This window comes from Pseudarthrobacter sp. CCNWLW207, assembly GCF_037203945.1.
Lineage (GTDB): Bacteria > Actinomycetota > Actinomycetes > Actinomycetales > Micrococcaceae > Arthrobacter.
This window is the reverse complement of record NZ_JBBCBS010000002.1, coordinates 153,930-174,698: the sequence shown is the minus strand read 5'-3', so window position 1 is coordinate 174,698 and position 20,769 is coordinate 153,930. Positions and strand designations below refer to the sequence as shown.

Genomic DNA, 20,769 nt, shown 5'->3' with positions numbered 1-20,769 from the left:
AACAGCTTGACACGTTTCAGGCCAGCTGCCTCCGGGCTGAAGGCATCCGGGCCGTGCATCGGATGCCTTCAGTTGGAGTGCACGGTTACGCGTATAGGGTGACGTCCAGGCTTTCCACGGTGGCAGTACCGCCGAGAGCGTAGATGGCGACGTCGGTGCTCGTCGGTGCGGGGAAGATCAGTTCCGTCATGGTGACCTGGCCTTCCTCGGCGAAGACTTCGAGGGAGCAGTGGTCCACGAAGATGGTGAGCCGGTAGGAACCCTCGATCGCCCTGATGGGGGCGGTGTCGATGGAGGGGAAGGATTCATGGAAGCTGGTGTTTCCTGATGTCCGACGGTCGACATGGAGGGTGCCATGTGCTGGCCGGATGCCGACGCGTGTTCCGTGGGCGCCGTTGGCGCGGACGATCAGCCCAAATTCCTCCGCGCTTCCGGGTGTGAGGGTCAGATCGATCCGCTGGACGGCGCCGGCCGCCCCGTCAAGGACGCGCGTGCAGTCGGAGAGTTCCGCGTTTTCCAGCGTGAATGACGCGCCGGCACTGGAAACCGCGGCGAAGTCCCCAGCAGGCTGTTGGATGAGGCGGGGTCTTCCGTCGATGGTGTGGAGGGATACTTCGCGGGCCAGGGTCATGGGGCTGCGCCAGGGCGAGGTGGGGATCTGGTTGGCGTACTCCCAGTTATTCATCCAGGCGATCATGAGGCGGCGGTTGTCCGGGGCGTCGCTGAACGACACGGCGGCGTAGTAGTCCCGGCCCCAGTCCAGCCACTGGTACTCGCCCAGACGGTCGGGATCCTGGTGGCCTTCGGTGACGGTGGTGGCCGAGGTGAAGGTGGTTCCGTCGAAGTCTCCGACGAAATACTGCCCGGCGGAGCCAGCGTTGGGGCCACCAGGGTTGAGGTTGACGGTGAGGACCCATTGGAGGTTTTCCGGATCGCCGTCGAGGGGCAGGGGAAACAGGTCAGGGCATTCCCAGACACCCCCGGTGGCGTTGGCCGGGCCGAACGTACTCAGAGGCTCCCAGTTTTTCAGATCAGGGGACTTGTAGAGCACAATTTGGAAGTCCGTGGCTTCCACGGCAACCATGACCCAGTAACTGCCCGCGCCGCCGTCGTACCTGATGACCTTGGGGTCACGGAACTCGGCTGATCCGCGGTTCAGTACCGGGTTCCCAGCGTGTTTCGTCCAGGTGTAGCCGCCGTCGAGGCTGAAGGCGAGCGACTGGGCCTGAAGCCCCTCATGCGCGGAGCCGGACTTGAAGGCGCTGGTGTAGACGGCGACCAGGGGCGGGGCCGAGTCGGTGCCCAGTCCGCTGGTGTTGTCCCGGTCAAAAACGATGCTTCCGGAGAAGATGTCCTCGTGCTCATCGCAGGCGATGGCGACGGAGTGCTCGGTCCAGGTGACCAGGTCCGGGGAAGTGGCGTGGCCCCATGACATGTTTCCCCAGACGTTATCCAGCGGATTGTTCTGGTAGTAGAGGTGGTAGACGCCGTCATGGAAAATCAGGCCGTTGGGGTCATTGAGCCAGGTGTTCCGGGCGGCGTAGTGCATGACCGGGCGGAAGGTGTCGGCTGTCGTGGCGGTCGCGGCAGTCATGGGGGTGGGGTCTCGTTTCTTGTGCGGGTCTGGCCGGGAAACTGGCAAGGTTCCCTGGTTGGGGTGGGCCGGCAGGCGCGCCGGCCCACCCGTTTTGTCGGTGTTAGGAGTTGGTCTTGTAGCGGTCGTAGCCCTGCTGGTAGACCTCGATCATTTTGTCGACGCCGATGTTCTTGAGCTGGGAGATGTAGCCGTCCCATTCCTGCTCGATGCCGCCGGAGACGATCCACTTGGCCATGTTCTGCTTGACCAGCGACGCGGCGTCCGTTTCGATGGTGCCGATCTGCTGGAGTTCCTCGGTGGACAGCGCCACGGGCGGGTATCCGTCGTTGGCGGCGAAGGGCTTGTAATTCTCTTCTACCGTTTTCTGGCGCTGGGCTGCCCTCGGCTCAGGGGCCACGACGTTCTTGAAGTTCTCTGCGGTGTTGGCTTTCGGGCCGCCCGGGGCGACCTTTTGGCGCCGTTCGCCCTCGCTGGTCCCTGCCGGGGCGGGGATCTGGGTCAGGATGCCACTGGCGTCCTTTTGCAGGGTTTCACCGATCGGTCCCCAGTTGGCCTGGGCTGACTGGATGGGGTCATACAGGTTGTCTGCCCAGCGCATGGTCGCGGCCGGGTATTTGTTGGTCCGCGTGATGGCGAAGGCGCCGCGTGCTATTTCCTGGTTGTTGGACTGGCTGACCAGGCGCTTTCCGTCGACGCCCTCAAGGGCGGGGACCAGGGAGTAGTTGTTGGCGCGGTCCGCGCCGACCATTTCGGGGATTTCCCACCAGACGAAGGAACCGAGGTTTTCCGTGGCGGCCTTGCCCTTGGCCAGGTAGGCCTTGTCGTCCTGGGAGAAGGACTCGGGATCGATCAGGCCTTCCTTGTACCACTCGTGCAGGGTCTGGATGGCTTTCTTGTAGCCGTCCTGGGTGGGGGTGAAGATGACCTTGTCGTCCTGGACGATGCGGTGGTCCATGTTGTCCGGCACTCCGCCGAGGGCGGCGATCAGGTCAACGATGTCCCCGCACCAGGAGCCGGGCATAAAGCTCAACGGGATGGTCTTGCCGGTGCCGGACGCGTCCTGGGTCTTGAATGCCAGCAGAGCGTCGTGGAACTCATCGATGGTTTTCGGCATCGGAATGTTGAGTTTCTTCAGCCAGGTAGTGTTGATGGCCAGTTCGTTGGGGAACTGGACCAGGCCGAGTTCCTCGATGGAGGGCAGGGAGTAGATGTGCCCGTCCGAAGAGGTGATGGCAGCCTTGATATCAGGCCGTTCCGAGAGCAGTTTGGAGAGGTTGGGCGCGTTCTTCTCGATAAGCCCCTCGAGTGGGATGAGGGTGCCGCTGGCGGAGTAGGTGGCTATTTCAGCATCGGTCAGCCCCGAGTTGAAGAAGGCGTCGGGGAGGTCACCGCTGGCGAGGATCAGGTTCTTCTTTTCCTTGAAGACTGTTTCGGGCAGGTTCTCCCAGTTGACGTGGACGTTGGTGGCCTTTTCCCATTCCTTCACCACGGTCATGGTGTTGTAGTCCGGGGCAAGCGCTGACTTCGTGCCGGAGAACGTGAGGTCCAGTGTCTTGCTGACGATCGGGAAGCCTGTTTCCTGGAAACCGAAGTCCGAGGAGGCGTCTTTGATCTCCGTGGTGCCTGAGCCGCCGGAGCAGCCGGTGAACATCAATGTTCCGGCCAGGACGGTGCCGAGGGCGGCGAATTTGCGGCTGAATGCCATGGTCTTTCCTATTCTGAGGTGGGGATACTGCATCTGGGGGTTTACTGGTGGGCGGTGCGGTTATTTGACGGCGCCGATCATGGCGCCCTTGGTGAAGTGCTTCTGCATGAATGGCAGGGCAATCATGAGGGGCAGGCTCGAGACGACGATCATGGCGTACTTGGTGAGCTCTGCGATCCGTTGCGCTGCCGCATAGGATTCGATGTCGCCGCCGGTGGTTCCGGCGGAGGAGACATCGGATTGGATGAGGATGTTCCGGAGCACCAGCTGTAGCGGGTACTTGGAGTCGTCATTGAGGAAGATCAGTGCGTCGAAGAACGAGTTCCACTGGGCTACGACGTGGACCATGATCATGAGCATGATCAGTGGTTTGGACAGGGGCAGCACCATCTGGAAGAAAAACTTGAAGTCGGTGGCCCCGTCCATCTGGGCGGCTTCGCGCAGTTCGTTGGGGATGGTGTGTTCGAAGAATGACCTGGCGATGATCAGGTTCCACACGCCCACCGCACCGGGCAGGACCACTGCCCAGACAGTGTCCAGCATCCCCAGGTCCCGGACCACAAGGTACTTGGTGATGAGGCCGCCGTCGAAGAACATGGTGATCACGAACAGGAGCATCAGAAACTTCCGGCCCGGCATGTCCTTGCGGGACAGCGCGTAGGCTCCGCACAGGATGGTGCTGACGCTGACGGCGGTGCCGAGCACGGTGTAGATGACTGTGTTGCCCAGGCCGTTCCAGATGCGGCTGTCGGCGAAGATCCGTTCGTAGCCCTCAGTGGTCACGCCGGAGGGGAACAGCCAGACCTTGCCTTCATAGACGGCGTTCGGGTCGCTGATGGAGGCGATGACGATGAAGTACAGCGGATACACGACGGCGAGGATGGACAGCAGCAGGACGGTAGTGGCGGCGACGTTGAACGCACGGTCGCCGTACTTGTCCCTCAGAGACTGCTTGGGACGGACCACGCTCATGGTCCGTTTCGGGTTCTCGATGGTCGGGGGGTTGGTTATCAGGGACATGTCGGCCTCACCACAGGGTCGCTTGGTTGGCCCGGCGCGCAATCGTGTTGAACACGAGCAGCAACGCCAGGTTAAGGAGGGAGTTGAACAGGCCGATAGCGGCCGAGTAGCTGAACTGCGCCTGCTGCAGGCCCGCGTGGTAGACGTAGGTCTGGATGATCTCCGAGGTCGAGAGGTTCAGCGGCGTCTGCATCAGCAGCGCCTTTTCGAAACCGACGTTAAGCAGGTTTCCGATGGCCAGGATGAACAGGATCGTCACCACCGGCATGATGCCTGGCAAGTCGATGTGCCGGATGCGCTGCAGCTTCGAGGCGCCATCGACTTTGGCCGCGTCATGCAGTGCCGGGTCGATGGCGGCCAACGCCGCAAGGTACACGATCATGGAGAAGCCGGCATTCTGCCAGACATCCGAGATCACGTAGATGGGGCGGAACCACTCTGCGGAGCCCATGAAGAAGATCGGTTCACCGCCGCCGAGTTGGATCGCATTGTTCACGAGACCAGACCTGGGCGAGAGGACCACGAACATAATGCCAACCACCACGACGGTGGAGATGAAAGCAGGCGAATACAGCACTGTCTGGGTGAACTTCTTGAACCTCTCGCTCTGGAGCTGGTTGACCAGCAACGCGAGGATGATCGGGATCGGGAAGGCCACCAGCAGGCCGAGAACTGCGATCCACAACGTGTTACCGACGACCTGGCCGAACTGGTAGGAGTTCATGAACCTGATGAAGTGCGTCAGGCCCACCCAGGGACTGTCGGTGAACCCGTCCACCGGGTTGTAGTTCTTGAATGCGATCTGAACGCCGTACATCGGCCAGTACTTGAAGACCAGGATATAGACGATCGCCGGGGCTAGTAATACGTATAACTGCCAGGCACGGGAAATCCTCTTCAGGCGGAGCGAAAGAGAATTTTTTCGTTGCGGCAACGGTGCCGCAACAGGACGCCCGCGTCGGGCCGGGATGGTGCGGCTCATGGCATCTCCTTAGGATGAGTCACTGAATTCCGTTCAATCAGAGGGCAGTCCATTAGCTCGACCCGGCCGTCGGGTTCCGCATCCTGGAGTATCAGATCAACCGCACGACGGCCCATGGCGACGAACGGCAATTCAAAGGTGGTCAATCCCGGGCGAAGGTGCGGCGCGATGGTCGTCTGGTTGTCAAACCCGACTATAGAGACGTCTCCGGGAATCGATAGGCGCAGGTCCGACACCGCCTGGTAGGCACCCCAGGCGCCGCGGTCATTGGCGCAGAAAATCGCTGTGGGCGGGTTTTGGGAAGTGAGCAGCTCCATCGCGTATTTGTAGCCATGCACCTCACCGCCCTGACCGAACCGGACCAGGCCCGGATCAACGTCCAGCCCCGCGTCCATAAGTGCCGCGCAGTATCCCTCATAGCGGCCAACAGCAGCAGGCAGCCCACTTTCGAGGGTTTCGATATTGATCATCCCCACGTGGGTGTGACCAGCTTTGAGCAGCCGGCTGGTGGCCGCATATCCGCCCTTGACCTCATCCGGTGCGACACTCGGGACCCGTCCAGCACGGTCCTGGGAGTTCAACACTACGGATCGAACATCAGCCAGCACCTCCGGGACATCCAGCCGCCGGTGATACATGGCGGCGTAGACCACTCCTGCAACCTTGTAGGAGAGCATCGTGTCCAGGGAAGCAGCCTCGAGCTCCTTGTCGCCCCCGGTATTCACCGTAAGCAGGAGGAGCCCGTCCTCCCATGCCCGCTGCTGTGCACCTTCGATGATGGCTCCGGCAAAAGGAGTGGTAGCCACGGAGTCACCGATGAACCCGATCATGCCGGCCACACCCTCACGGAGAACCTTGGCATGGGCGTTGGTGCGGTAGCCGAGCCGGCGCACGGCATCCCGTACGCGCTTGCGGGTATCCTCGGAAAAGCGTGACCCGGCAGCCGAGTTCAGCACCAGGGACACAGTTGCCTGTGAAACTCCCGCAGCGGCCGCGACGTCATGCATCGTCGGTCCTGACTTGGGCCGTGATCCAGCCATGGGCACCTCCTCGGGCCTTAGGTAATGGGGCAGTTATTCGTATAACTGGGTCAACTGTAGCCTGCATCACACGGAGCGTCAATAGATTGGCCTGTCGACCTCCCCCTACCCAACACACCAGCACCGGGCTACACTCAACAACCGAGAGTCCGTGAAGGAATCCGGACACCGGGAGGGAAAGGAGGTGGTTTTGATGACTGTCACAGCCGCGCGCCCAGAGCGCCCCGCACCCATCAAACCAATCACTCCGCTCCCCCGCCTCCGCACCGCCTAAGGCGCGCACCCGCAGGTTCCGGCCACAGGACTGCCGCCCTCAGGTGCCTGGGGACTTCTCCCGAGGACTCACCTTGAACAATTCGTCAGGCACCAGCCTGCACAGCTTTGCCGAATCCCTTTCCAGCCACGACGGACCCGAACGTTACGGCTACTCCCCTTCCATCGCCCAGTATTTCGACTCCCACGACCCCGAAACCCACCATCACCACGAACCCGGACGGGTAGTCCGCGTGGACCGCAACCTGGTCCTCACGGCCGTCGGAAGGGAACTGCTCCACCTGCCCTACCCGCTCGACGCCGGCGTGCCGGTCACGGGCGACTGGGTGTGGATCGGACCCAACCGCGCCGGCGACCGCCAGATCACCGGGATCCTTCCGCGCCGGTCCGAACTCAGCCGCAAGCGTGCCTTTGAAGACTCCTCGGAGGCGCAGGTGCTCGCCGCGAACATGGACGTGGTGGGCGTGGTGGTCCCCGTGGACCGGCCGCTTACCCACAACCGCCTGGAACGCACCCTCGTGGCCGCCTGGGATTCCGGCGCGGTTCCGCTGGTGATCATCACCAAAGCCGATCTGGCGGACGTGGCGGACGACGTCGTCGGCAAAGTCATCCTGCAGGCGGCCGGCGTGGACGTGGTCACCACGTCGGCCGAGAACGGCGATGGGATCGACGCGCTCCTGGCGCACCTGCCGCCGCACGGCACGCTGGTCCTCCTGGGCCCGTCGGGTGCTGGCAAGTCCACCCTCATCAATGCCCTCGTGGGCCACCAAGTGCAGCACACCGGCGAGGTCCGCTCCGGCGACTTCAAGGGCAAACACACCACCACGTCACGTGAACTCGTGCCGCTGCCCAATGGCGCCGTCCTCATGGACACCCCAGGCGTCCGGGGATTCGGACTGTTCGACGCCGACGAAGGCATGGGCGAAATGTTCGGCGACGTGGAGGAGCTGGCCAGCCGTTGCCGGTTTTCGGACTGTGCCCACCACCGGGAACCGGGCTGTGCCGTACAGGCTGCCCTGGCGGACGGGACGCTGGACGAACGGCGCTGGCATAGCTACGGCAAACTCCAGCGCGAACTCGCCGCCCTGGCCCGGCGCACCGACGCCGCAGCCCGCCGGGCGTATCAGCGCGAGTGGCACCAGAAGGTAGTGGTGGCCGGGAAATCGCAACGCTCCGCGGAGCGCGACACCTCCGAGCGGCGGGAGGAGCAGCGCTCCAAGCGGAAGCGGCGCTAAACATTCGGCGTTGCTCTATCACTCATGGTTGCCAAACATGCCTGTTAGGAACCGGAAGTGATAGAGCAACGCAGGGAAGGGGCGCTGAGGCGATGCAACGTTGTAAACTATCCGTGACAGGCCGCGTGGGCCAAAACAACACCCGGGGGAGGCAGGATGGCGGCAACGCTGCACGACGTGGCCCGTGTGGCGGGGGTGTCCTTCAAGACCGTCTCCAACGTGATCAACAACCATCCGCACGTCCGGGACACCACGCGCGCCAGGGTTGAAAAGGCCATTCAGGAACTCGGCTACCGGCCCAACCTCACGGCCCGCAGCCTCCGCTCGGGGCAGACCGGCGCCATCACCCTGGCACTGCCCCAGCTGAGCCTGCCCTACTTCGCCGAACTGGCCGACGCCGTCATCGAAGCCGCAGCGAAGCACGGCCTGGTGGTGCTGATCGAACAGACCGGCGCGGACCGGAAGCGCGAGCTTGAAGTGATGGCCAGCCCCCGGCTCAAGATGTCCGATGGCCTCCTTTTCAGCCCGCTCGCCCTCGGCCAGGAGGACGCGCACCTGATCAAGGCAGAGGTGCCGATTGTCCTGCTCGGCGAGCGCATCTTCGGCAGCGCGTCCGACCACGTCACCATGCAGAATGTCACCGCCGCCCGGGCTGCCACCGAACACCTGCTGGACCTAGGAAAGAAGCGGATCGCTGTCGTGGGGGCCCACGAGGGGGAAGTAATCGGCTCTGCTGGCCTCCGGCTGCGGGGCTACCGGGATGCCCTCGAGGCCCGGGGCATTCCATACGACGACGGAATCGTTGCCTACGTGGTGGACTGGCACCGGTCCAATGGCGCGGCCGCCATGCATGACCTGTTGGACCGCGGCGCCTCCTTCGATGCCGTCTTCGGTCTCAACGACACCCTGGCCCAAGGCGCCGTCCGCGTCCTGCAGGAGGCGGGCTTCCGCGTCCCGGACGACGTCGCCGTGATCGGTTTCGATGACCTGGACGAAACCCGGTACAGCCTGCCGACGTTGAGTACCGTCGATCCCGGCCGTACGGAAATCGCCGAGACCGCCATCCGGATGTTGATGGAGCGGATCAAGGAACCGAACGGCATGCCGCCACGGGAGATCGAGACGGAGTTCCGGATTGTGGCCCGCGAATCGACGGCGGGAGCAAGCCCGGCGTAGGAGGCAGCGGGAAGGCCTGGAACAGTTCGTCCATGACCTCCGGCCGCCCGGCTGTACGCTCCTGCCCAGTTGCTTTTGGCGGCCCCGCCGGTGAAGCGCTTTCCACGCGCGACACGCCGTGGCGCGGCCTGATTCAGCTGCTTGGGGCGAAAGCAACCGGGCAGGAACGCACGCGGATCCTAGCTCGCCTTGGGCCACCCGTCCTTCCACTCAAGATCGGCCAGCCCCAGCCGGAACGCCCCGTCCAGCTCCTCGGCGTAGTAGTGGAAGGCGAGCGTGTCCCCGGAAACGGACTGGCCGCCCGGCCCCACGCGCCCGCCATCTGTGGCCAACACAGGGGTCCCGCCGCCGTCGAGCAGTTCCTTGCCCTCCGCATCCACATAGGGGCCGGTAATGCTGTCCGAACGTCCCACCGCGATGTTGTACGTGCTTTCCAGGCCCTGGCAGCAGAAGTCCCGGGAAAAGAACAGGTAGTACTGGCCATCATGCGGCAGGATGTAGGGCGCTTCTATGGCGTTGGGCGGGACCTTCCGGTCGGCGATCGTTATCGGATCCGCGGCATCGGCGCGCAGGCCGGTAGGCCATTCGAGCTGGACCAGCTGAAGTCCGGTCCAGAAGGATCCAAAAGCCATGAAGGGCGTCCCGTTGTCGTCTTCCACGATGCCGGGGTCAATGGCGTTGAAACGCTCCCCCTTGGAGGAGATAACCTGCCCGCGGTCCACCCACTCGTACGCGGCGTCGGTCGGATCCAGCGTGGTGTTCGTGGCCAGCGCGATCACGGACAGGTTCTTTCCAAACGTGGACGCCGAGTAATACAGGTACCAGGTGCCGTCGTGTTCATAGAGTTCCGGCGCCCACAGGTTGTCCACGCCCGGGACCGCAGTGGCCAGCCAGGCCGGCTTTTCCTGCCAGACCTCGCCGACGTACTCCCACTCCACGCCGTCGTCGGAGCGCCGGATCTGGATGTTGCCGTCAGCCACCTGCCCGTTGCCTGTGGAGTAGATGAACCACGGCTCGCCGTCCCCGCCTTTGACCAGCGCGGGGTCGTGGGTGAAGAAGTCGCCGGTGATTTCGGCGGGCTTCGCCTCAGGCGCCGCGCCCGGAGAGGCGCCGCAGGCCGTCAGGACAAGGACGACGACGGCGGCAAGCACCGCTGCCAGCCGCCGCGCTGTGAATCGAACAGCAGGGCGGCCGGCAGCGGAACTACTCGGCTCGGAAAGCACGTCAGCCAAGCGCGACGGCGGACCAGGACACCGGCGGCAGGGTCACCGTCAGCGTGCCCTCCTCAAGGACGGCGCCCTGGAGCTGCTTCAGGCCAACCCGGTTCTGATCCTGGAGGGTGTTCTTGGCGTAGACGTCCGCATCATGCAGGGTCACGGCTTCGGTGATCACCGTGGCATTGAGGTCCGAAACGTTGACGGTTACGTCGATGGACTCGGTCTGGCTGCGGTTTACCAGGAAGAGAGCCGACTGGCCGGCGTCGGCCGTGGCGACGGCGTCCACCAACGGAGCCTCGCCATAGACCGCCGTCGTGTAGGTGCCGGCCTCGATGCGCGGGCGCAGGACTTCGCCGCGGGCCAGGCGGGAGGTGACGGAGAACGGGAAGAACGTGGTCTGGCGCCAGGTGTCGCCCCCCGGTTCGGTCATGATGGGGGCAATGACGTTGACCAGCTGCGCAAGGGAAGCCGCTGCCACGCGGTCGTGGTTCTTCAGGAGGGTGATCAGCAGGTTGCCGAACACCACGGCGTCGGCCACGGAGTAGGTGTCCTCCAGCTGGCGCGGCGCGTGGGTCCATTCATCGTTGACCTCGTCGGAGGCCTGGTGCTCGTCCAGGTACCAGATGTTCCACTCGTCAAAGGAGAGCTGGATGGTCTTTTTGCTCTTCAGCTTGTGCTTGACGTGGTCCGCGGTGGCCACCACGGTTTCGATGAAGTACTGCATGTCCAGCGAGGAGGCGAGGTAGGAGCCGAGGTCGCCGTTGCGCTCCTGGTAGTAGGCGTGGCAGGAGATGTAGTCCACGTAGTCGTAGCTGTGCTCCAGGACCACGCGTTCCCATTCGCCGAACGTCGGCATGGAGGATCCTGACGAGCCGCACACCACCAGCTCCAGGTTCTTATCCGCCGTTTTCATGGCGGACGCGGTGCGGGCAGCGATCTTGCCATAATCCTCGGCGGACATGTGGCCGATCTGCCACGGCCCGTCCATCTCGTTGCCCAGGCACCACATGCGGATGTTGTAGGGGTCCTTGGCACCGTTGGCGATGCGCTGGTCGCTGAGGGCCGTGCCGGAGGGGTGGTTGGTGTATTCCAGCAGGTCAAGGGCCGCTTCGATGCCGCGGGTGCCCAGGTTGACGGCCATCATCAGTTCGGAGCCGGTGAGCTTGCACCAGCGAGCGAACTCGTCCAGGCCCACCTGGTTGGACTCCAGGGAGTGCCAGGCGAGGTCACGCCGGACCGGTCGCTCCTCGCGCGGACCCACGCCGTCCTCCCAGCGGTAACCGGAGACGAAGTTGCCGCCGGGGTAGCGGATGGTGCTGGAGCCGAGCTCCTTGACGAGTTCGATGACGTCCAGCCGGAAGCCGTCCTCGTTGGCCGTGGGGTGGCCGGGCTCGTAGATGCCGTCGTACACACAGCGGCCCAGGTGCTCCACGAAGGAGCCGAAGATACGGCGGCTGACGGGGGCAACGACGGCGGACCGGTCGATGGTGATGACGGTGGGCGCCACAACAGCCAAGTGGGTCTGTTCAGCAGCAGCGGAGGTGATGGTCACGGTTCTGTCCTGTTCTGTATAACGTTGTAAAAACGGGTGTTGACGTTTATAAGGGCGAACTTGGGATTCTTAGGCGGTGGCCGGCGTGATGGCCTGTGCGGGTTCGGTTTGTCCGGCGGCCGCGACTGTCTCCGCCGCTTCGAACGCCGCCAGCCGGCGCCCCACCAACCAGCCCGACAGGAGCAGCGGAAGGGATACCCCCACCAACGGCACCAGCACCGGCACTGCGGAGAAGACGACGACGGCGGCCGTCAGGGTGGCCAGCAGCGACAGGCTCATCAGGGGCGAGACAAGGGGCAGGACGAGCGCCGTCCGCCACACGCTGGTGACGGAGTCACGGTAGCGGCTGCACAGGGTCACCGACGTTGCGGCTGCAGCCAGGGTGCCCAGGCCGGCCAGGGCAGCAAGTACCAGCAGGACAGCATGAACCAGCAAAGTCCCATCGGCGCCCGCGGACGCCGTCGCCGTTCCGGCGGTCAGGACATTAAGGTAAAGCACGACGCTGGCCAGCCAGAAAATGCTGCCCACCCGGTTTGTGTGCCAGAACTGCGAGCGGTACACGGTCACGAAGTCCCGGACCACGTGACCACCCTGGCTGTCGGCATCCGTTCCGCCCAGGCGCAGGCGGCCCAGGACAGTGGTGGCGGCAACGGCGGCCGGAAAGAGGCCGAACACCATCAGCCCGGCGAGCGTCCCGGCCACAAACAGCACGTTGACCAGCACCAGGCGGGTGGCGACGGCAAGCCACTGCATCACCCGTCCGGCCCACCCCAACGGAACGTCGTTCATGACGCGCCGCCCTTGGTTCCGCTCCAGGCCACGCCGTGTTGGTCGATTCCGCTAAAGGACAGTGCCGGGCGGTTACGGGCCCAGTCCCAGGACCCGAACACCACAGCATCAAGTTCAACAGCCCGTCCTGATCCGTCCTGCGCCCCGGCGATAACCAATCGGGCGGGAGCTGGTGTCCCGCCCGAGACGAGGGGACCAACGCTGGCCAGTTCGGCGGCGACGGCAGGGACAAGTGCCGTGGACCCCGGATCGAACCGGAGCACCTGCCAGGTGCCGGCCACAGGCTCCGGCACGGGCAACGTCTCGGTCTCCCGGCCGGCGAACGGCTGCGGTGAGACTACCGGCCAGCCCGCGGAGTTGAAGAATAGGCGCCGCAACTGCACCACATGCTCGCTGGGGTCGGCCGCAAACCGGACGTGGTGGACCATGAAGTATTCCGGGCTCCCGCCCGGGCCGTCCTGCGTGAGTACCGAGTTGTGGCCAGGGGCAAGCCAGCCCGTGCCGCCGTCGAACTGGTGACTGCCCAACACCTTGGTACCCACGGACGCTGGCAGCGCGTCCACATCCGTCATGGCGAGGCCATGGAAGTCACGGTATGGGCCGGTGATGGAGTCTGCCACGGCCACCCGCACGTTGTAGGAACTGAACAACGAGTCGTAGGACACGAAGAGGACGTACCGGCCATCCTCGGGCCTGCGGAGGATGAACGCGCCTTCTACTGCGCCTTCGACGGACTTCGGCCGGCGGGCGATGACGGAGCCGAGGTCCCCCTTCACCAGCGGCAGCCCGGAGGTCCGGTCCAGCGGCAGGATGTAAATCCCCGAAAAGAAGGAACCGTACGTCAGCCAGGGGGCGCCGTCGGCGTCGAACGTCACTGCGGCATCGATGGCATTCTGGGAGTGCTGCCCCGAGCGGGTGGCCACCACGAGGCCGCGGTCCTGCCAGGGGCCAGCCGGTGAGGGCGCTACAGCCAGCCCGATGGCGGACGTATTGGAGCCGAAGGTGGAGGCGGAGTAGTACATGTGCCAGTCCCCGGACTCCCAGCGGACCACCTCGGGCGCCCAGAGTCCCTGCGCTTGGGACCATTCGGCGGCTGGCCCCGGAACGCCATTCAACGCGGTTCCGGCATATGTCCACTCCACCAGGTCCACAGACGTCCGGACATGTACCCCGGCTGGAATATCTTTCGAGTTGGCCACGGAATCGGTGGAGAACATGTAGTAGGTGCCGTCGTCGTGGCGGATCACGGTGGGGTCGTGGGCGTGCCGGGCCCCCCAGGAGGCAGGGTCTGCTGCGGAATCGAAGGCGGGGGCGTCAGCACTGGTGAGATCTGCGGTGGTCATGGCGCTAGCCCTTGGACCCGGACAGGGCGATGGACTCGATGATCTGGCGCTGGAACACAATGAAGACGATCAGCACGGGCAGCAGCGCGATGAACGAGGCGGCCATGATCAAGGGGTAGTCGGTCTGGATGGCGTACTGGGCGTTGAAGTTCGCGATGACCAGCTGCAGGGTCTGCGTGCCCGGGGAGTTCAAGTAGATGATGGGCGCCAGGTAGTCGTTCCACACGGCCATGAACCAGAGGATGAACTGCGCGGCCAGCGCGGGCCGGATGGCGGGCATGATCAGCGTCCAGAAGATCTGCAGGTAGGAGGCGCCGTCGATGCGGGCGGCTTCCACGATGGAGTCCGGGACGCTGTTCAGGAACTGGCGCAGGAAGAAGATCATGATGATGTTGCCAAAGAGTCCCGGCACGATCAGCGGCAGCAGGGTGTCCACCCAGCCTATGCCGGCGAAGATGGTGAACTGCGGGATCATCAGCGTGGGGAACGGGATCATCAGGCCGGACAGCAGCCCGAGGAACAGGACGTTCTTGAAGGGCATCCGCATTTTGGCGAAGGCAAACGCTGCCAGCGCGGAGGTCAGCGAGCCAACGATGGTGACTGAGCAGGCAACGATCAGGCTGTTCTGGATCCCGCTCAGGAGCGGCCCGGCGGTCCAGATCCGGGCGTAGTTTTCCCATACGAACGGGTCCGGAATCCACTGCGGCGGCAGTTCGAACACGCCGTCCTTGGTCTTCAGGGACGTGGAGAAAGTCCAGGCCAGCGGGGCAATCATGATGATCGCGCCCACGGACAGGATGAGCGTGGTGATGATGTTGCCGAGCTTCAGTGTCGACTTGGCCGAGCGGTGGCCGTTCCTGGCTGGCAGGCCGGAGCGGCCGCGTCCGCCGGTAGCCGGGATGGCTTCGGTGGGTTCCAGCGGAGGGGTGCTGATGACGTTCTGTGCGGACATGGCTGCCTGCCTCAATCGATCGAAAACTGGTTGCGGCGGTTGAGCCGGAACTGGATGAAGGTAATGATGAACACCAGCAGTCCCAGGACCACGGACATGGCGGAGGCGTAGCCCATCTGGAGGTTGTCGAACGCCTTTTGCCAGATGTACCAAACGATGGAAGCGGACTCGAACTCGGGGCCGCCGGTGGGGGTCATGATGTTGATCTCCACGAAGATCTGCGAGCCGCCGATGATGGACGTGACGATCAGGAAGAACGTGACCGGACGGACCATGGGGATGGTGATGTGGCGGAACTGCTGCCAGGCGGAGGCGCCGTCGAGGGCTGCTGCCTCGTAGAGGTAGCGCGGCACCGACTGCAGCGCGGCCAGGTACAGCAGCATGGAATACCCCAGTCCCTTCCAGACGGCCATGATGATCAGCGCGGGCTTCACCGTGCCCGTGTCCTGCAGCCAGTTGGGGCCGTCAATGCCGATCAGGCCCAGGCCCTGGTTGATCAGGCCGAAGTCCCCATTGAAAGCCCACTGCCAAAGGATGGCGACGGCGGCAATCGAGGAGATCACGGGCAGGTAGTAGACGGTGCGGAAGAACGTGGTTCCGCGCATCTTGCGGTTCATGGCCAATGCCAGGGCCAGCGAGATGACCAGGCCGATGGGGATGCCGATCATCATGAACAGCGTGTTCCACAGCGACTTCAGGAAGTAGCGGTCCCCGAACATCTTGGTGTAGTTGTCCAGGCCCTTGAAGACCGGGGCGGAGATGCCGTTCCAGTTGGTGAAGGACGCGTAGACGGAGAACAGCAGCGGGAAGAGCGTAAAGAGGAGGAACCCGATCACCGGTATGGCAACAAAGAGCAGGGCGGCCTGGTGTTCCTTCCGGTGAAGCCGCGAGCGTCGCGGGCGCGTGATGGTTGTCATCGCTGGATCCTCTTTGATTCTTAATGGGTGGCGCGCCAAGCGGCACGCAAAGGCTGGTGGATAAGGTGCCGCGGCCCGTTCGGGCAGGGCCGCGGCACCCGGTCTGTCGGGCTAGTTGCCGGCTTGCTGGTTGGCGGCGTCCAGGAATTCCTGCATCCTGGGCTGGGCTTCCTTCAGGTAGTCCGCGGCGGTCTGTTTTCCGTCCAGCACGGGCTGGATGTTGGTGAACAGTTCGTCGTACCACTCGGCGTTGTAGGTGTTGCCGCCCGGGAGGGCGCGGCCGTAGTCCTTGACGATCTCCAGGAACTCGGCCTTGTTGGCGGGCTTGGTGGTGGTATCCGCAGCCCAGGTCTCCGCCATGTCCTTCAGGTTGGGGATCTGGATTCCGGCGTCCACCAGGCTCTGCTGTGCTTCCTTGTTGGCCGTCAGGAATTCGACGAGCTTGACGGCGTCCTCGGGGTGCTTGGTGCTTTCGGAGACCGCGATGCCGAGCGTGCCGATCCAGCTGGCGGTCTTGCCGGATTCACCCGCCGGGTAGGGGATCACGTCCCAGTCGAAGTCCAGCTTCTGGTAGGTGGAGAGGTCCCAGGGGGCGATGGGGAAGAAGCCGATTTCGCCCTTCATCCAGCGCTGGTAGGTGTCCAGGGTCTGCGCTTCCGCCACAGAGGGCGTCACGCCGTGGACGTTCTGCAGGTCGGCGAACCATTGGAGGGACTGGGCGAATTCCGGAGTGTCCACGGTGACCTTGGTGCGGTCTTCGTTGAGCCAGTCGCCGCCGTTGGACCACACGAACGGCTGCAGGTTCCACTGGACGTTCAGGCCGGTGCCCCACTGGTCCAGGGTGCCATCGCCATTGGTGTCCGCGGTGAGTTTCTTGGCAGCCGCAACGAACTCATCGAAGGTGTAGGGCTTGTCCTTGTCCGGCAGGGGAATGCCTGCCTTTTCCAGCATGGTCTTGTTGTAGCCAAAGGAGAACGGCCCAACGTCCTTGGGAAGGGCGTAGATGGACCCCTCACCCACTCGCTTCCCGTCGTAGCGGTAGCTGTCCACGCCGTATTCCCAGATGTTGTCCAGGTCGATCGTGTCCGAACCCTCCACGTATTCGGTGATGTCCTTGACGATGCCGTTCTGCACGTAGGCCTGGACGTCGCCGGGGCCGATGTAGAACACGTCCGGAACCTGCTTGCCGGCGATGGCGGCCTTCAGCTTGGTGGCGTACTGGTCGGCAGTGGTGACGATGATGTCCACGTCCACGCCGTTCTCCGTTTCAAACTGCTGAACGGCCTTTTCGTAGGCCTTCTTCTCGTCCTCACCCCCGCGGAACATGAAGGTCAGCTTCTTTTCGCCGGTGTCCCCACCGGTGGGGGCGGAGCATCCGCCGAGCATCAGGCCGGCGGCGGTAAAGAGCGCCAGGGTAGCGGCCATGGGACGTGACTTCATCATCACGCAGTCCTTCCGAGTTGGGTTGAGCGATCAAGTTTATTGGCTGGTGCAGAGCTTGCCCCGCAGTCCGCAATGGCGGACCCGCATCCGGAGCCATTCGTTTGCAACGTTGTAAGAAACCTTCACACAGCCTGTCGGATGCCGTCAAGGGGTGATGCCCAATAAGTTTTCATCCGCCGCCAACTCCCTTGACGCCTGCGGCCACGCGTGGAATATTCATCGTTACAACGTTGCAATAAATCCGGCCTCGGCGCATCCCCGACGCCCTAACCCCATTCCCGGACAAACCTTTCGGAAGGACCACGTGATGACGAAGTCACGTTCTTGGGCTGTGCGCGCCGCTGGATTGGCGGCGGTCACAGGCCTCGCCCTCGGGGCGTTGGCATTGCCTCCAGCCACAGCGTCAGCCCCTGCCCAGCCAACAACGAACAGTATCGCCGCACCGGCCTGGGATGCCCCGGCCATCCAGGCAAAGGCCAGCCAGGAGCTGCCCGCCGATCTCCCCGGCGGCAAATCGGTGGTCGGCGAAACCTCCCCCATCCACGATCCCGCCCTGATCATCGCCGAGGACGGCACCTGGTACGTGTACTCCACCGGGCTCTTGAACCGGGAGAACGGCGGAACCATCCAGATCTGGTCTTCGCACGATGAAGGAACCACGTGGGAATACACCGGCACCGTCTGGGACCGGATTCCAGCCTGGATCGATGAGCATTTCTCTGACGGCGAGCTCCCCGGCAACCTCTGGGCGCCGGAAATCACCGAACATGACGGCACCTACTACCTGTACTACTCAGCGTCGCGCTTTGGCGGGAACAACTCCCTGACGGCACTGGCCACCAACACCACCCTGGACCCGAGCGATCCCGACTATGAATGGGTGGACCAGGGGTTGGTGGTCTCCTCCCCGGCCACCGGCCTTGACCCGAACAACCCCGGCAAGACGTTCAACGCGATCGACGCCGGGATCATCGAAGACGCCGACGGCAAGCCCTACATGGCGATCGGATCGTTCTGGTACGGCATCTTCCTGGTCCCGCTCGAGTGGCCTACCGGCAAGCCGGTGGAGGGCTGGCAGGCCCAAACCGTGAATATCGCGGACCGCTTTATGCCCGGCAACCCCGTCGAAGCGCCGTACATCACTGAACACGACGGGTACTACTACCTGTTTGTCTCCTTCGACTCCTGCTGCCGCGGCGCCGACTCCACTTACAAAGTGGCGGTAGGCCGTTCCACCTCGGTGAAGGGCCCCTATCTGGACAAGGAGGGCCGCGACATGTTCGGCGGCGGCGGGTCGGTGGTGCTCGATTCGCATGGAGCCATCACCGGACCAGGTGGACAGTCGGTCTTTGGCGACTACCTGGCCTTCCACTACTACGACGGCTCCAACGAGGACATCCCCTACTTCCCCACGCTCGGCCTGCAGAAGATCAACTGGGTGGACGGCTGGCCGGAGTTCGATCAGAGCGTGGAACTTCCGGCAGTCCAGAAACAGCCCAAGGCTACGGCCGTCAAAGCAGGCAAGACGGCCACTTTCACTGCCACCGCCACTGGAACACCCGGACCGGTGGCGGTATGGGAGGTATCGTCCGACGGCGGCACAACCTGGGAGCGGACGGGAACCCAACCTGCCACCCGGCGGACGGACGAGGGCACCTACCGGTCCACTTTGGAATTCACTGCAGTCCCGGAACAGGCCGGAGTGCAGGTGCGCGCCATATTCCAGAATGCCCACGGCAAGGTGATCACGGACGCCGTTGGACTTTCCGTCAAGCCGTAACTGCAGCGGAACTGGCCGGAGGGCAGGGTGAGCGGGCCACCGGAATACTGCGGCGTGATATTGGGCGCTGGAGTATTACGGTGGCCCGCCGTGCGGGATTAGCCCTTTCGCGGCAGGCAAGGCTAACCTAAGTAGTCCCCATTTTTCCCCCGACGTCCCCTCGGGTCCTGCTAGGCGGTTTTTCGTGCGTCCACTCCACCGATCCCGGATCACCCTGGGCGTTGCTGCCCTCCTGACACTGAGCGGCTGCGGTTTCAGCGGCGGACAGGCCCAACCGGGCACTGCGACCCCCACGGCCGACACCAACCAGCGGATTGTGGTGGACAACTTCCGCGCACCCGTGGCCAACTGGGCGCTCGAATCCGATGCTGCGTACGTCCTGTCACTCTCCGGCTGCCTTGAGACGCTGACCAGCTATGACGCCGCCAAGGGCGAAGTGGTTCCCATGCTGGCTACGGAGTGGTCCCAGTCCAGCCCACTCGACTGGGACTTCACCATCCGCGAAGGTGTGAAATTCCAGGACGGGACAGCCCTGACAGCAGATTCGGTGGCTGGCGCCCTGAACCACGTCCTCGCCGCCACCGTCCCGGCTCGCGCCTTCAACAGCAAAATGGTGAGCGCCGTGACCGCGGTGGACGCCAACACGGTCCGCATCACCACTCCCACCGAGAGCCCGCTGGTCCCGTACCGGCTGGCCAGCGTTAACGCCGGCATCCTTGCCCCGGCCGCGTACGCCGGAGAAATCCTGAATCCGTTCGGGCACTGCACCGGGCCGTTCGTCCCGGCCTCCGAAGTGTCACAGCAGTCCCTTACCCTGGAACGGAATGAGGACTACTGGGGCGGCGACGTGCAGCTCGCTGGCGCCGAGGTCCGCTTCATCACCAACGGTGCCACCCGGGCGGCCCAGGTCCAGACCGGAGAGGCCGACATTTCCCTCTCCATTCCCGTTGCGAGCCTGGCCACACTGGAGAACGCCGACGGCGTGAAGGTCAACAAGGCGGATTCGCCGCGCACGGCCACCCTGTACCTGAACAACGGCAGGGAACCGCTGAACAACGTGGACGTCCGGACCGCTATCCGCGATGCGCTGGACCTCGAGTCGCTGGCGGCCAGCGTGTACGAGGGTGCGGCCCTCCCGGCCAAGGGTGTCTTTGCCCCGTCTGAGCCCTGGGCCGGCGACAAGCAGGAAGCCCCGAAACAGGACGTGGATGCCGCCAAGAAGCTGCTGGCGGACGCCGGTTACACCGCGGCCCGGCCGCTGGAGATCATCGCCATCGTGGAGCGGGCGGAATTCGCCGACGTGGCAGCCGTCATCCAGGAGAACCTGAAGGCCGTGGGCATCCCCGTCAGCATCCAGGCCAAGGAATACGCCGCGGCAGAGCCCGCTGTCCTGGCAGGCAACTACGACATGCTGTTGAGCCAGCGGAACCGCCTGATCGACATCGCCGATCCAATCGGTTTCCTCACCGCCGATTACACCTGCACCGGAGCGTACAACCTCAGCCACTTCTGCGACCCGGAATATGACCGGATCGTGGCCGAAGCAGCCAAGACCGTGGACCCCGACGAGCGCTACAAGCTCTACGCCGACGCCGGAAACATCCTCGCCGAAAAGGCCGTCAACGTGTGGCTGGTCAACGAGCAGGCAACGGATGCGGTCCGCACCAACGTGCTGGGCTACGTGCAGGACCCGCTGTCCCGCTACGTCCTGACCGCCAAGACCGCCAAGTCGGGCTCCTAGGCACCTG

The 20,769-nt window shown here is 64.0% G+C and carries 16 protein-coding genes; 4 read left to right on the top strand and 12 right to left on the bottom strand.

What is annotated here, in order from left to right; all coding sequences use genetic code 11:
• Positions 1-85: 85 nt before the first annotated feature.
• The 5 genes from V9L17_RS03860 to V9L17_RS03840 form a co-directional block, all read right to left on the bottom strand.
• Positions 86-1,594 carry a glycoside hydrolase family 32 protein gene (locus V9L17_RS03860; RefSeq protein ID WP_337350536.1) on the bottom strand — a complete coding sequence of 503 codons (1,509 nt, stop codon included), beginning with the start codon at positions 1,592-1,594 and terminating at the stop codon, positions 86-88.
• Between the two features lie 103 nt (positions 1,595-1,697).
• The gene (locus V9L17_RS03855) at positions 1,698-3,302 is read right to left on the bottom strand and encodes an ABC transporter substrate-binding protein (RefSeq protein ID WP_337350535.1); all 1,605 of its coding nucleotides are present in this window, start codon (positions 3,300-3,302) and stop codon (positions 1,698-1,700) included.
• 60 nt (positions 3,303-3,362) lie between these two features.
• Positions 3,363-4,322 (bottom strand): carbohydrate ABC transporter permease, encoded by a 960-nt coding sequence (locus V9L17_RS03850; RefSeq protein WP_337350534.1) that lies wholly within the window; start codon positions 4,320-4,322, stop codon positions 3,363-3,365.
• A gap of 7 nt (positions 4,323-4,329) precedes the next feature.
• Positions 4,330-5,304, bottom strand: a complete 975-nt coding sequence (locus V9L17_RS03845) for an ABC transporter permease (protein ID WP_337345261.1) — start codon at positions 5,302-5,304, stop codon at positions 4,330-4,332.
• Complete coding sequence (locus tag V9L17_RS03840) at positions 5,301-6,344, bottom strand: LacI family DNA-binding transcriptional regulator (protein ID WP_337350533.1); 1,044 nt, start codon at positions 6,342-6,344, stop codon at positions 5,301-5,303. The genes V9L17_RS03845 and V9L17_RS03840 overlap by 4 nt, the downstream gene beginning before the upstream one ends.
• Before the next feature lie 347 nt (positions 6,345-6,691).
• Here V9L17_RS03840 and rsgA point away from each other — a divergent pair, with 347 nt between their 5' ends.
• Together rsgA and V9L17_RS03830 are read left to right on the top strand one after the other, a co-directional pair.
• Positions 6,692-7,852, top strand: a complete 1,161-nt coding sequence (rsgA, locus tag V9L17_RS03835; RefSeq protein WP_337350532.1) for a ribosome small subunit-dependent GTPase A — start codon at positions 6,692-6,694, stop codon at positions 7,850-7,852.
• Between the two features lie 156 nt (positions 7,853-8,008).
• Positions 8,009-9,028, top strand: a complete 1,020-nt coding sequence (locus V9L17_RS03830) for a LacI family DNA-binding transcriptional regulator (RefSeq protein WP_337350531.1) — start codon at positions 8,009-8,011, stop codon at positions 9,026-9,028.
• A 179-nt stretch (positions 9,029-9,207) separates the two neighbouring features.
• Here V9L17_RS03830 and V9L17_RS03825 read toward each other — a convergent pair whose 3' ends face one another.
• The 7 genes from V9L17_RS03825 to V9L17_RS03795 all read right to left on the bottom strand — a co-directional run bounded on the left by V9L17_RS03825 (position 9,208) and on the right by V9L17_RS03795 (position 17,241).
• On the bottom strand, positions 9,208-10,251 hold the full coding sequence (locus V9L17_RS03825; RefSeq protein ID WP_337350767.1) for an arabinan endo-1,5-alpha-L-arabinosidase: 1,044 nt from the start codon (positions 10,249-10,251) through the stop codon (positions 9,208-9,210).
• Position 10,252: 1 nt separating this feature from the next.
• Complete coding sequence (arfA, locus tag V9L17_RS03820) at positions 10,253-11,797, bottom strand: arabinosylfuranosidase ArfA (RefSeq protein WP_443198002.1); 1,545 nt, start codon at positions 11,795-11,797, stop codon at positions 10,253-10,255.
• A gap of 69 nt (positions 11,798-11,866) precedes the next feature.
• Positions 11,867-12,586, bottom strand: a complete 720-nt coding sequence (locus tag V9L17_RS03815; RefSeq protein ID WP_337350530.1) for a YesL family protein — start codon at positions 12,584-12,586, stop codon at positions 11,867-11,869.
• Positions 12,583-13,929, bottom strand: a complete 1,347-nt coding sequence (locus V9L17_RS03810; RefSeq protein WP_337350529.1) for an arabinan endo-1,5-alpha-L-arabinosidase — start codon at positions 13,927-13,929, stop codon at positions 12,583-12,585. The genes V9L17_RS03815 and V9L17_RS03810 overlap by 4 nt, the downstream gene beginning before the upstream one ends.
• A gap of 4 nt (positions 13,930-13,933) precedes the next feature.
• Positions 13,934-14,881 carry a carbohydrate ABC transporter permease gene (locus V9L17_RS03805; RefSeq protein ID WP_337350528.1) on the bottom strand — a complete coding sequence of 316 codons (948 nt, stop codon included), beginning with the start codon at positions 14,879-14,881 and terminating at the stop codon, positions 13,934-13,936.
• An 11-nt stretch (positions 14,882-14,892) separates the two neighbouring features.
• A complete protein-coding gene (locus V9L17_RS03800; protein ID WP_337345255.1) occupies positions 14,893-15,798 on the bottom strand; it encodes a carbohydrate ABC transporter permease in 906 nt (301 codons plus the stop codon).
• 111 nt (positions 15,799-15,909) lie between these two features.
• The gene (locus V9L17_RS03795) at positions 15,910-17,241 is read right to left on the bottom strand and encodes an ABC transporter substrate-binding protein (protein WP_337345254.1); all 1,332 of its coding nucleotides are present in this window, start codon (positions 17,239-17,241) and stop codon (positions 15,910-15,912) included.
• Positions 17,242-17,548: 307 nt separating this feature from the next.
• Between V9L17_RS03795 and V9L17_RS03790 the strand changes: the two genes are divergently transcribed.
• Together V9L17_RS03790 and V9L17_RS03785 are read left to right on the top strand one after the other, a co-directional pair.
• Positions 17,549-19,021 carry an arabinan endo-1,5-alpha-L-arabinosidase gene (locus V9L17_RS03790; RefSeq protein WP_337350527.1) on the top strand — a complete coding sequence of 491 codons (1,473 nt, stop codon included), beginning with the start codon at positions 17,549-17,551 and terminating at the stop codon, positions 19,019-19,021.
• A gap of 184 nt (positions 19,022-19,205) precedes the next feature.
• Positions 19,206-20,762, top strand: coding sequence for an ABC transporter substrate-binding protein (locus tag V9L17_RS03785; protein WP_337350526.1), 1,557 nt, complete (start codon positions 19,206-19,208; stop codon positions 20,760-20,762).
• Positions 20,763-20,769: the final 7 nt, after the last annotated feature.

What these genes read in the sequence shown, in the direction of transcription:
- V9L17_RS03860 (WP_337350536.1), bottom strand. Translation starts at nt 1,594, where the DNA reads ATGACTGCCGCGACCGCCACGACAGCCGACACCTTCCGCCCGGTCATG.
- V9L17_RS03855 (WP_337350535.1), bottom strand. Translation starts at nt 3,302, where the DNA reads ATGGCATTCAGCCGCAAATTCGCCGCCCTCGGCACCGTCCTGGCCGGA.
- V9L17_RS03850 (WP_337350534.1), bottom strand. Translation starts at nt 4,322, where the DNA reads ATGTCCCTGATAACCAACCCCCCGACCATCGAGAACCCGAAACGGACC.
- V9L17_RS03845 (WP_337345261.1), bottom strand. Translation starts at nt 5,304, where the DNA reads ATGAGCCGCACCATCCCGGCCCGACGCGGGCGTCCTGTTGCGGCACCG.
- V9L17_RS03840 (WP_337350533.1), bottom strand. Translation starts at nt 6,344, where the DNA reads ATGGCTGGATCACGGCCCAAGTCAGGACCGACGATGCATGACGTCGCG.
- V9L17_RS03830 (WP_337350531.1), top strand. Translation starts at nt 8,009, where the DNA reads ATGGCGGCAACGCTGCACGACGTGGCCCGTGTGGCGGGGGTGTCCTTC.
- V9L17_RS03815 (WP_337350530.1), bottom strand. Translation starts at nt 12,586, where the DNA reads ATGAACGACGTTCCGTTGGGGTGGGCCGGACGGGTGATGCAGTGGCTT.
- V9L17_RS03810 (WP_337350529.1), bottom strand. Translation starts at nt 13,929, where the DNA reads ATGACCACCGCAGATCTCACCAGTGCTGACGCCCCCGCCTTCGATTCC.
- V9L17_RS03805 (WP_337350528.1), bottom strand. Translation starts at nt 14,881, where the DNA reads ATGTCCGCACAGAACGTCATCAGCACCCCTCCGCTGGAACCCACCGAA.
- V9L17_RS03800 (WP_337345255.1), bottom strand. Translation starts at nt 15,798, where the DNA reads ATGACAACCATCACGCGCCCGCGACGCTCGCGGCTTCACCGGAAGGAA.
- V9L17_RS03795 (WP_337345254.1), bottom strand. Translation starts at nt 17,241, where the DNA reads ATGATGAAGTCACGTCCCATGGCCGCTACCCTGGCGCTCTTTACCGCC.
- V9L17_RS03790 (WP_337350527.1), top strand. Translation starts at nt 17,549, where the DNA reads ATGACGAAGTCACGTTCTTGGGCTGTGCGCGCCGCTGGATTGGCGGCG.